General features: G+C 69.3%; 7 protein-coding genes. All 7 read left to right on the forward strand.

Going from position 1 to position 12,129, the window contains the following annotated elements; all coding sequences use genetic code 11:
- The first annotated feature begins 264 nt into the window (after window positions 1–264).
- The 7 genes from C8E96_RS29110 (at window position 265) to C8E96_RS29140 (ending at window position 12,125) form a co-directional block, all read left to right on the forward strand.
- Window positions 265–2,829, forward strand: a complete 2,565-nt coding sequence (locus C8E96_RS29110) for an ROK family protein (RefSeq protein WP_166658146.1) — start codon at window positions 265–267, stop codon at window positions 2,827–2,829.
- Between the two features lie 69 nt (window positions 2,830–2,898).
- Window positions 2,899–3,780, forward strand: coding sequence for a carbohydrate ABC transporter permease (locus tag C8E96_RS29115; protein WP_091377934.1), 882 nt, complete (start codon window positions 2,899–2,901; stop codon window positions 3,778–3,780).
- Window positions 3,777–4,688 (forward strand): carbohydrate ABC transporter permease, encoded by a 912-nt coding sequence (locus C8E96_RS29120; protein ID WP_091377931.1) that lies wholly within the window; start codon window positions 3,777–3,779, stop codon window positions 4,686–4,688. The genes C8E96_RS29115 and C8E96_RS29120 overlap by 4 nt, the downstream gene beginning before the upstream one ends.
- On the forward strand, window positions 4,685–5,806 hold the full coding sequence (locus C8E96_RS29125; protein ID WP_091377928.1) for a putative glycoside hydrolase: 1,122 nt from the start codon (window positions 4,685–4,687) through the stop codon (window positions 5,804–5,806). The genes C8E96_RS29120 and C8E96_RS29125 overlap by 4 nt, the downstream gene beginning before the upstream one ends.
- A complete protein-coding gene (locus tag C8E96_RS29130) occupies window positions 5,803–8,406 on the forward strand; it encodes a family 20 glycosylhydrolase (RefSeq protein ID WP_091377925.1) in 2,604 nt (867 codons plus the stop codon). The genes C8E96_RS29125 and C8E96_RS29130 overlap by 4 nt, the downstream gene beginning before the upstream one ends.
- Before the next feature lie 68 nt (window positions 8,407–8,474).
- Window positions 8,475–9,194 (forward strand): GntR family transcriptional regulator, encoded by a 720-nt coding sequence (locus C8E96_RS29135; RefSeq protein WP_091377921.1) that lies wholly within the window; start codon window positions 8,475–8,477, stop codon window positions 9,192–9,194.
- A 129-nt stretch (window positions 9,195–9,323) separates the two neighbouring features.
- The gene (locus C8E96_RS29140; protein ID WP_133794854.1) at window positions 9,324–12,125 is read left to right on the forward strand and encodes a glycoside hydrolase family 2 TIM barrel-domain containing protein; all 2,802 of its coding nucleotides are present in this window, start codon (window positions 9,324–9,326) and stop codon (window positions 12,123–12,125) included.
- Window positions 12,126–12,129 lie beyond the last annotated feature (4 nt).

Here is a 12,129-nt window from a genome sequence, read left to right on the forward strand (position 1 = left end):
AGTGACGACCATCAACCGTCACTAACAGTGATCGCGCCGATCCTGGATCGACCTCCGCGAAGCGGGTAGGAATCCACGCCCCGACCCCTTGCTGAGAGAGCACCGGTTCACCCGGTCCATTTGAGGTGGGTTGACCCTCTTCCGGCACACCGCGAACAAACCCGGAAAACCCAGTTCAGCGGCCCCTTGACGCCCCATTTCGGGCCACATACGATCCTCGCCCAACGGGTAACGACAGTGACCGATCAAAGTAGGTGGACATCGGTGGCGGATGAATTCCGGGTCGATCGCCGCGGCACGAAGCAGTCGCTTCGGGCCCGGAACCTCGCGCTTGTGCTACAGAGCGTGGCGGCGGGCGACGGTGTGGTGAGTCGGGCGGACATCCGCCGGTCCACCGGGCTGCCCTCAGCCACCGTCTCCGAGGTCGTGGGCGATCTCGTGGCCAGGCGGGTCGTCCGCGAGGTGGGCCAGGCCCGCTCCAGCGGCGGCAAGCCCGCCACCCTGCTCGCCCTCGACCGCGACCACCACCTGTTCATCGGCGTCCACATCGGACGCAGCCAGATCGTCGCCTCGCGGGTGACGTTGGGTGGGCGCATCCAGGAGTCCGTGCGGATCGCCTACAACCCCACCGACAACCCGATCCCGCCCGCCGCGGAAGCCGTCGCGCGGCTCACCGCCACGGCCGTCGGCTCCATCAGCTCCATCGGGCTCGCCACCCCCGGCATCGTGACCAGCGAGGGCGTGCTCACCCAGGCGCTGAACTACGGGTGGTCGATGATGCCGTTCGGCGAGCAGCTCTCCCAGGCCTGCGGCGGGCTGCCGGTGCACGTGATCAACGACAGCAACGCGGTGGCGCTGTCCGAGGTCGTGTTGTCCGACCGGTCCCGAGTCAGCCTCGTCCTGCTGTGGCTCGGCACCGGCATCGGCGCGGGCATCGTGCTGGAGGACCGGCTCTACGAAGGCCACGGACACCGCGCGGGCGAGATCGGGCACATCGACACCGGCACGGACGCCCTCTGCGTCTGCGGCCGCACCGGCTGCCTGGAGGCGGTCGCGGGCCTGTTCGCGATCGTCGGTGACGCCGACGCGGCCACCGTCGACGACTTCGTCCGCGGCCGCCCGAACACCCACGCCGCCCGCGCGCTGGCCCACCGGGTCCAGCGCGCCGCCAGGGAACTGGCGCGGCTGGTCTCCACCCTCGCGGCCACGCTCGACGTGGCCGACTTCATCGTCGGCGGGCCGCTGGTCACCCACGCCATCGGACCCGCCGTGCTGGCCGCGGTCAACGACGAACTGTCAGCCAGAACCGTGCCGGGATTCTCCACGGTGCGGGTCGAGTTCTCCGAGTTCGGCGGCTACGACGTGGTGATCGGCGCCGCCGCCCACGCCATGTGCCAGGAGCTCGGAGTCATGGTCACCCTTCCGGACGCTGTTTCGGATGGTTCGGCGCCTTCGTCGGGGAGGCCCAATGAGGAGGAAGAAATGGCCTTGTCCCAACACTTCCGCCAGCGCGCGACAGCTGTCGCGCTGGCGGCGTCCTTAGCGACGGCCGGATGTGGCGCCGCGGACGGCGACTCGCTGGTCGTCGAGGTGTGGACGCACGAGTTCGCCCCGCTGCAGAAAGCCCTGCAGGAGAAGTGGATTCCCGAGTACGAGAAGGCGAATCCCGGCACCAAGATCAAGCTGACGTCGATTCCGTTCGCCGGTGTCGTCTCCTACGACTCCAAGCTGCTCTCCGCCCTGTCGTCGGGCAAGGGCCCGGATGTGTGGGACATGGGCGACTGGAACTACGACTCGTTCCACAAGGGCGGCTATCTCGAGCCCATCGACCCGACGGCGTTCGGCTACGCCTCGGACAAGGAGCTCATCGATTCCTACCAGCCCGGCGCGACCAAGGCCGTCGAGCGGGACGGCAAGCTGGTCGGGCTGTTCTCCGAGTTCAACACCCTCAACCTGTTCTACAACACCGAGGTCTTCGCCCAGGCGGGCATCCCGGCGCTGCCCGCGGACAAGCCCGTCTCCTGGGAGCAGCTCGGCGAGATCGGCAAGAAGCTGCGGGTCGAGAACAACGGCAAGGTCGAGCGCACCGGCTTCCAGTTCGGCTTCTTCGCCAACTTCCGCTCCCCGCAGTGGTACGCGCAGAACTTCTACACCCTCATGCGCCAGTACGGCCAGGACGACCTCTACGTCGACGGCAAGCCCGCCGCGACCACGGAGCCGGTCGTCAAGGCGTTCAAGCTGATCCACGACTACACCTTCCAGTACAAGGCCTACGACCCGACGTTCCTCAACAACTGGTTCGCCGACGTGCCGCAGGGCCGTGCGGCGATGGTGCAGGCCGGAACCTGGTACCCGGCCTCGGCCAAGGAGTCCAACCCGAACTTCAAGTTCGCGGTCGCGCCCAACCCGGTGGTCGACCCGGACGACCCGAGCACGTACCAGAACATCTCGTGGCTGTGGGGCTGGTCGGTCAACGCCAAGAGCCCGACACCGCAGAAGGCCGCCGCGCAGAAGTTCCTCGCGTTCATCCTGGGCAAGAAGGGCGAGACCGCCCAGGCCGCCTACTGGTTCGAGAAGGCTGGTTTCCTCCAGCCCAGCAAGGCTTTCCTGGAGTCGGACGCCTACCGCGCCGCGCTCAAGGAGTCGCCGTGGCTGCAGCTGTGGATCGACGCGTTCAACAAGTACAAGATCGCGCCCGTGCAGCACAGCTACGACGAGCCGGGGGCCGCGCTCGTGCGGGCCATCGACCGGGTCATCTACGACAAGGCCACCCCTGAAGCCGCGGCCCAGTCCCTGCAGCAGGAACTGAGCAGGCTCGACAGCCAGTGAGACCCGGCGCCGCCCGGTGACTCGCACCCCGGGCGGCGCCTTCCCTGGCCACGCCGTGAAAGGCCCACCATGCTCCGCAACCGCGAACTCCGCGTCGCCGCCGTCTTCATCTCCCCCGCCATCCTGTTCTTCCTGGTCTTCTGGGCCGCGCCGGTGCTGCTGGCCCTGTACTACTCCTTCACCGACTGGCAGGTCGGGCAGGACGAGACGTGGACCGGCGTAGCCAACTACGCGAAGCTGCTGTCAGATCCCCAATTCCACACCGCGGTACTCGCCTCGATGTCGATCGTCCTGATCGTCATGGCGGTGAGCCTGGTGCTCGCGCTCGGTGTGGCGATCGTGCTGGCCGACCCGCGCATCCAGGCGGGCAGGCTGTGGCGGGTCTCGGTGATCGTCCCGGTCGTGACCGACTGGGTGGCGACCGGACTGGTGTTCCAGCTGTTCTTCCTGCCCAACCAAGGGGTTCTGGCCTCGTTCGGCCAGTCACTCGGCATCGACGCGCTCAACAGCGTGCGCTGGACGACCGACGCGGGCCTGGCGCCGTGGGCGATCGCGATCTTCGTGATCTGGAAGCAGACCGGCCTGTACGCGATCTTCTTCCTGGCCGGCCTCAAGGGCATTCCCGGCGACATCCTCGAAGCGTCCAAAGTGGATGGGGCGAACTCCTGGCAGACGTTCTGGCGCATCCGCTGGCCGATGATGACCCCGGTGACGGTGTTCGTGGTGGTGCTCGCCTTCGTGACCACGCTGGGCCTGTTCGAACCGGTCTACCTGCTCACCGGCGGCGGCCCGGCGGGCGCGACCCGAACACTCCCGCTGTTCCTCTTCGAGAACTTCTTCACCTTCGGCAACAGCGGTTACGCGTCCGCGGCCGGCATCTACTTCCTGCTGCTGAGCCTGATGTTCACCTACGCCGCCTCCCGCATCCTCAAGGACAGGGACGAGTCATGACGAGCCTCGCGACGCGACCGCAGAGCACGGCCGCCCCGCAGCGCCCGAAGCGCCGGTCCGGACGCACCGGCAGCACACTCGGCCTGGCCGCGAAGTACCTGGTGCTGCTGGCGTTCACCGCGTTCAGCCTGCTGCCGCTGGCCTGGATGGTGTCCTCGGCGTTCAAGGCGCCGCAGGACGTGCTGGAGGTGCCGGTCCGCTGGATCCCCAAGGAGTGGCACCCGGAGAACTTCGTCAAGGCGCTGATGGAACCCCGGTTCACCGGCCACACGTTCCTCGAATTTCTGATCAACAGCACGATCGTCGCCACGGTGACCGCGCTGGCCAGCGTCGTGCTGTCCATCATGGTCGGCTACGGCTTCGCCAAGTTCCGCTTCCGCGGCCGCGAGGCGTTCATGTGGACACTGCTCGGCTCGACGCTGCTGCCGTTCTCCTCCGTCGTCATCCCGCTGTACCTGGTCATCGACTCGCTGGCGCTGACCGACACCCTCGCCGGTCTCATCATTCCCTTCGTCATCACCGGCCAAGCCGTCTTCATCTCGCGGCAGTTCATCCGCGCCATCCCCACCGCCTACATCGAGGCCGCGCGGCTCGACGGCGCGAGCGAGTGGGTGATCTTCCGGCGGATCATCGTGCCGCTGACCGGACCGGCGGTGACGACGGTGGCGGTCATGAGCTTCCTGTTCTCCTGGAACCAGTTCCTCTGGCCGCTGGTGATCACCTCCTCCCAGGAGGGCTTCACCGCACCGCTGGGCCTGTCCATGCTCGGCATGGGCAACACCTTCAACACCGACTACAGCGTCTGGATGGCCGCGTCCACCATCGCGATCATCCCGCCGCTGGTCTTCTTCCTGATCCTGGAACGCCCCTACCTGCGCGGCCTGGAAGCCATGGCAGGAGTCAAATGAGCAGGCGTCACCTGATCCCTGGCCAGCTCCGCGCCGTGTACTACTTCGAGGACACCCTGCACCGGGCCGGGCCCGAAGGAGGGCGCTCACTCCTCGCCGCCGCAGCGGAACTCGGCTTCACCGCCGTGGTCACCGAACCGGTGCGGTTACCCGAGTGGCTGGTGCCCACCGCGCATGAGCTGGGCATGGCCGCACTGGTTGCCGTCGCGTGCTTCTCCGACCACGCTGACCCGATCCTGCCCGAGAACCCACACTTGTGGCCGATCGAGTCGACGGGCAGGCGCAGGCCGCGCCAGGAGTGGTACACCGGCCTGATCCCCACCGACGAGACGCACAACGCGACCGTCGTCCAGCGCTGCGCCCGGCTGGCCGAGCAGGGCGTCGACGGTGTCATCGCCGACTTCATCCGCTGGCCGATGCACTGGGAGCTGGAGCTGCGCGCCCCGGAGCGCCACCAGGAGACGTCTTACGACGCCATCACCCTCGCCCGGTTCGCGGACTGGTCGGGCGTCGCTGTTCCCCACGAGCCCGTGTCCGCCGCCGAGCGCATCCACAGCGAGCACGCCGAGACCTGGTACGACTTCCGCCGCATGGTGATCACCGACGTGCTGCGCAGAATCGGCGAAGCGGTGCGGGAAGCCAATCCCGACGCGCTGGTCGGCGCGTTCGTCGTGCCCGCGACCGAGCCGCAGCGCATGACGTGGCTTGGCCAGGACGTCGCCGCCTTCGCCGAGCACTGCGACGTGCTGTTCCCCATGGCCTACCACGCGATCACGCACCGCCCGCCGTCCTGGGTCGCCGAGGTGACCAGGGAGATCGCGGCGAGCAGCGGCGGCGTGGTCGTCCCCGTCGTCCAGTCCACATCGGACCCGGCGGTGAGCGACGGCGCGGACTGGGGGCCGCGCTTCGACGCCGCCGACTTCGCCGACGCGCTCGCCCACGCGGCCGAGGCCGCGAGTGGTGTCGTCGTCTTCTGCGGCGAGGGGCTCACCCCGGACCGCGCCCACGAGGTCGCCCGGTCGTTCGGCCGGGACACCACACCAGCCCTGAGCAACCGAAGAGCGAAGGAGCCGTTCGAAAGTCACCATCCCCTGCTACGCAGCAAGGACCCAGCATGAGTTCTCGCCTGTCCCCACCGGCATCGCGCGCCCGCGCGATGATCACCAAACTCACCGTCGTCACGACCGCCGCCGCGGGCATCGTCGTCCTCGGCCAGTCGCCCGCGCAGGCGTCGGCCGCCGACACGATCGTGCCCAGGGTCGCCTCCTGGACCCCGGCCACCGGCACCTTCACCCTGACCTCGACCAGCCGCATCGTCGTCGACGCGGCCACCGCGTCGAGCTACACGTCCGGCCCCGACTCCCCCACCACCTCGCGTCGCACCCTGTCCCAGGTCGCGACCAAGCTGCGCACCGACATCCAGGCCGTCACCGGACGCGCGCTGACCGTCGTCACCGGCGGCGCAGCCGCCACGGGCGACATCACGCTCGCCCTGTCCAACAGTGACGCGACGCTGGGCGTCGAGGGCTACCGGATCGCCGTGGGCGACCAGGTGGCCGTCACCGCCCCCACGTCGACCGGCGCTTTCCAGGCCGGCCGGTCGATCCTGCAGCTGCTCAAGACCGACGCGGGCAACGACAACCTCACCCGCGGCACGGTCCGTGACCTGCCCTCGCTGACCTACCGGGCCGTGTCGGTCGACCTCGGCAGGCGACACTGGGAGGTTTCCGCGATCCAGGACGTCATCCGGCAGCTCGCCTGGCACAAGCTCAACATCCTGCAGCTGCACTTCAACGAGAGCGAGGCGTTCCGCCTCTACAGCCCGAACTACGCGGGCATCGCGCCGACCGACGCCAAGGCCAGGTACTCCCAGGCCGACATCGCCGCGATCGAGGCGGTGGCCGCCGAGCACCACGTCACCGTGGTCCCCGAGATCGACATGCCCGCGCACTCCACCGCCATCGCCCTCGGCGGCGGCGCGAACCGGTCGATGGCGCCGAAGTGCGGCAGCGGCAACGAATGGGTGCTCGACTACGTCGACCCGGCCGTGCGGTCGTGGGCCAACAACCTGCTGGGCGAGTTCGTCTCGTGGTTCAGCGGACCGTACTTCCACATCGGCAACGACGAGGTCCCCCACACGCTGGCGTCGTGCCCGTACGTGCAGAACGCGATCGACACCGATCCCGCGATCACCAACTTCGAGGACCTGCAGGAACGCTTCATCAGCGAGCAGAACGCGGTCGTCAAGGCGGCGGGCAAGCGCACGATGATGTGGGCCAACGCGGCGAACATCCTGCCGGAGAAGGAGATCATCCTGGTCAACTTCGGCTCGGACGCCAACGCGGCCACGCTGCGGAACATGGGCTACGACGTCGTCAACACCGCGTACAACACCGGTTCCTACACCCGCTTCTTCCTGATCCCCGCCGCGTTCGGCGACACCAGGCACGTCGCGAAGGGCACGATCTACGGCTGGACACCCGCGACACCGGGTGGGCGCAACCTCGGCCAGCAGGTCGCCATCTGGTCCGACCAGATCTACTTCGGTGACACCAAGTACTTCACCGACGAACTGGACTCGCGGCGCGCCGAACTGGCCGAGCGGACCTGGAACTCGACCGCGACCAGCGCGACCTACAGCCAGTTCGTCGCGAAGGTCGCCGCGGCCGGGGCGGCGCCCGGTGTCAGCACCGCGACACCGGCTCGCACGGCCAACGGGCAGCCCGACCACCACTACGACTTCAACGAGAACCTGCCGGTGACGTCGGCGACGCACTTCCCCGGCGGCTACACCTATCCGACGGCCCGCGACAGTGTCGGCGGCAAGCACGCGAGCGCCTACACCGCCGAAGCGCCGACCTTCCCGACCGCGGGGTATCGCGGCAGCGGAGCGCGGTTCACCGCGGGGGCGAACGACAAGCTCAACATCGCGGGCTCCGACCTCGCTCCACCGTGGACGGTCGCGACGTGGGTGCGCCGTGAGGTGAACGGAACGGACACGCAACTCCTGCGCGGCTGGAACACCGCGATCAAGCTGGAGCAGAACGGGACCACCAACCGGGTCGGCGTGACGACCTACGGCGTCGGGGACTACTCCTTCGCGTACACGGTCCCGCTCAACCAGTGGACGCACCTGGCGATCGTGGCGACGCCCACCGGGACGAGCCTGTACGCCAATGGCTCGCTGGTGCAGACGATCCCGCAGACCGTGGCGCTGCCGCGAGGCGCGATCGGCGGCAACCGGGCGTTCGGCGGCACCCTCGACGAACTGCGCATCTACGACGAGGCACTGTCGGCGACCCAGATCGCGGCGCTGCACAGCGCGTACCAGTCCGATGCCGCCCTGGGCAGCCCGGCGACGGCGTCCACAGTGGAGACTTCCGCCTTCCCCGCGTCGGCGGCAGTGGACGGGATCTCGTCGACCCGCTGGTCGAGCACCCGCATGGATCCACAGTGGATCCGGGTGGACCTGGGCAGCGTCAAGGCGATCAACCGGGTGAAGCTCACGTGGGAGGCGGCCTACGGCCGGGACTACCAGGTCCAGGTCTCCACCGACGGCACGAACTTCACCACGATCCGCAGCCAGGTCGGCGGTGACGGCGGCGTGGACGACCTGACCGGGCTGTCCGGCAGCGGCCGATACCTGCGGATCCACGGAACCGCGCGGGGCACCACCTACGGCTACTCGTTGTGGTCGCTGGAAGTGGGCGCGGCGTAGGAAACGGCGGTGGTGCGCGCGAACGGCACCGCGCGCACCACCGCCACCGTCCGCGAGAGGAACCCTCCATGCACAGCAAGTACCGAGTGGTGGCCGACCAGCTGATCAGCTCGATCGAGCGCGGCGAGTACCCGGTCGGCAGTGTGCTGCCGCCGTTGCGCGAACTGACGGTGCGCTTCGACGTCGCCCGCGGCACGGCCCGCGCCGCGGTCGCCATCCTGGTGGGCGAGGGGCTGGCGGTCGTGAGACAGGGCGTCGGCACGCTGGTGTGCGCGACGAGACCGGCTTCCCGGCCCGCCCCGCCGACGCCGGTCGAGACACCTCGCCCGGGCCACCCGGAGGTCGTGCTGAGCGGGTGGACAAGCGCCGACGCCGAGGTCGCGACCAGGCTCGGCGTGGCGTCGGGCAGCCTCGTGGTCCACCGCGTCCGCCATCACCGCACCGGACGCCGGATCGTGCAGATCGATCAGCAGTGGGTGCCCGCGACGGTCGCGGGCCGGATCGAGGAGCACACCGGCCAGGACATCGCCGACCGCGACGACACCCCGTACGCCAACCTGACCGACCTGATGCGCCGAGCAGGGCTCAACCCGGTGGTCGCCGCGGTCACGCTGAGCGCCCGGATGCCCGAGCAGCCCGAGTGCACAACCATGCGCATCCAGGCCACGCGACCGGTCCTGGTCGCCCACCACGTCGTCCACGATTCCACTGGCAGACCGGTGGAAACCACGACGACGGTCGGTTCAGCCGACCGCGCAACGCCGATGTTCACCATCCCCGTGGGCTAATACATCAGAGGTCTAAGTGGTCTACCGCCGTTCGGGCGATGGCAATACTTGCTAGTTGTGGCCGTTTATCGGCGGTGCAACACTTGCCCGCGTCCCCATCGAGCGTCCAATTTTCCACGGATAGCTCCGATGTATCGCCCCGAACAAGTTGGGGGTTTCGTGCAGGCAGGTTCGCGCGGGTCGGCCGCCTTGGCCATCGCCATCGCCCTCGTCCCACTCCTCGTCCCCGCGTCGGCGCAAGCGAGCACCGTCGCCTTCATCAGCCCGACAGTGTCGTCACTGAGCGGGACGGTCGACCTGGAGGTCACCGCTCCCCCGGGCACCACCAGCGTCCGGTTCTCGGTGGACGGCACCGCTGTCGCCGAGGTCACCGGCCAGTACGCCACCGCCACCGGCAGCGCGCCGATCTGGCGCACGGCAACCGATGCGGGCTGGTTCACCGCCGGCTCCCACACCCTGCGGGCCGACGCGATCACCCCGTCCGGCACCGTGACCGCCACCAAGGCGGTGACCACGACCAGACCAGCCGACCCGCCCGGCACCACCTCGCTCGACGGGACGTGGGCGTTCGCCACCGAGGCCGAGCTGGCCGCGGGCGCCCTCGACGGCACCCGGCCCGCCGCCGCCCAGCCCGGATTCGACGAGTCACGCCTGAGCCCGGTGCTGGTTCCGAGCTCGTATGGCGCGGTCCGGAGCAAGTGGGACGCCGCGCAGGGCAACCGCGTGCTGTACCGCCGGTCGATCGACCTGGCCCCGGCCGCCGGACTGCGCACCCATCTCGTGTTCGAGTCCTGCTTCTTCGCCTGCCGGTACTTCCTCAACGGCGTCGACGTCGGCGCCTCGACAGGCGGCTATCTCCCGGTCCGGCTCGACGCGACCGCCGCCGCGCGCGACGGCGCCAACACCCTCGCCGTCGTGGCGGACGGCCGGAACTCGACCACCAACGCGTTCACCACGACCCACCTGTACTGGCAGTGGGGTGGGCTGGTCCAGTCGGCGCGGGTGGAGCGGGTTCGCGGGGTGGCGATCACCAACCTCACCGCGGAGGGCAGCCGCGCGGGTGTGCTCACCTTGCGCGCGCAGGGAACCAGCACCGCGACGACAGCTATCGGCATCGCGACCAAGGTCGTCGTCCGCCGTCCGGACGGCACGGAGGCAGCCAACCGCACCGTGTGGTTCAACGTCCCGGCCGGTGGCGGTGCCGTGCAGCCGGTGACGATCGATCTCGGCGCGCCTGTGCTGTGGAGTCCGGCGAACCCGTCCCGGTACACAGTGGACATCGCGGTCCCCTCCGGTTATGGCCGGTCCGTGACGCTGCGGCCAGGTTTCCGGGACGTCGCGGTGTCGGGCTCGGACGTCGTCCTCAATGGACAGGTCCTGGCGAACCTGCCGGGCTTCAATCGGCACGCCGACTACCCCGGTCTCGGCCGCACGATCCCCGACGGGCTGGTGGTCCGCGAGCTGCGCGAGCTGTACGCGAAGGGATACCGGATCTTCCGGCCCGGGCACTACCCGACGACGCCAGCCGTGCTGGACGAGGCCGATCGACTGGGCATGCTCGTCATCGAGGAGGTGTCGATCCAGCAGCTCAGCGGCACCGCGCTGATCTCCCCCGCGGTGACCGCGTTCGCCAAGGACCAGCTGCGGCGGATGATCGACCGCGACCGCGGGCACCCGAGCGTCGTCATCTGGTCGGTGGGCAACGAGAACCACACCCAGACCGCCGAGGGCGCCGAGTACGTGCGCGATCTCGTCACCTACGGCAAGTCCCTGGACGCGACCCGGCTCTACACCGAGGTCAGCGCGTGGCACACCAGCGACAAGTCCTACGCGCACCAGGACATCGTGCTCGCCAACGTCTACTACGGCTGGTACGGCTCGAAGTTCACCGACGTCCCCGGCCTGCTCGACCGCATCCAGGCGCTCGCGAGCGGCAAGCCCGTCATGATCAGCGAGTACGGCGCGGAAGCAGTCAAGGGCCGGTCGAACCTGGGGTTCGGCGGCGAGTACTACCAGGGCCTGATGATCGACGAGTACAACCGGCTCGTCGGCAAGCGCCCGCACACCCTCGGCCTGATGTACTGGACGTCCACGGAGTTCGTCGCCTCGCCGACCTGGTCGGGCGGCAACCCCGAGCCGGTGGCGCCGTTCCACACCAAGGGAATGCGCACGTGGTTCGGTGAGGCGAAACTGGGCTGGCGGGTGATGTTCGCGCCGGTGCGGATCCGGGAGATCGCGCCGTTCACCTCGTCGGCTTCGGTGACGATCGACGACGTCAACGGCAAAGGCGCGTCCGGCACGCTCAAGGTGACACCGCCCGCCGGGTTCACCGGCCCGGCCGACCAGCCGTTCACCGTGCCGCCAGGTGGCTCGACGACGGTCGACGTGCCCCTCACCGGGCAGTTCCCGAAGGCGGGCACCGATGGCGCCCCAGGTCTGGTGCGGGCCGTCATCGACGCGGACACCGAAGCCCAGCCTCGGCCGCTGTGGCCCGCGCCGGGTGGGGTCCTCGCGCTGGACGCGGGCGGTGACACCTCGCCGCTCGCACCCGGCTACCAACGGCTCGGCACCTCCACCTCCTACAGCACGGCCACCGGTTTCGGCTGGGTGGGCACGGGACCGCAGCAGCGCGACCGGGCCAACCCGGACGACCTGCGCCGCGACTTCGCCACCGACACCGCCGCCCGCACCCTGCGGATCACCGTGCCGTCAGGCGGCCGGACGGTGCACGTCCTGGTCGGTGACCGGCAGTACGCCGCCGATCCGATGCGGATCAGTGCCGGGGGCACGACGGTGCTCGACACCGCCGCCCTGCCGAAAGGCTCGTTCCGCTGGCACGCCGTCCCGCTGACCGGCGGCACGCACGACCTGGTGATCTCCGCGACGACCGCGGGCACCTACTGGAAGCTCGCCGCGCTGGTCGTCTCATGACCCG

This window comes from Actinokineospora alba, assembly GCF_004362515.1.
In the GTDB taxonomy this organism is placed as follows: Bacteria; Actinomycetota; Actinomycetes; order Mycobacteriales; family Pseudonocardiaceae; genus Actinokineospora; species Actinokineospora alba.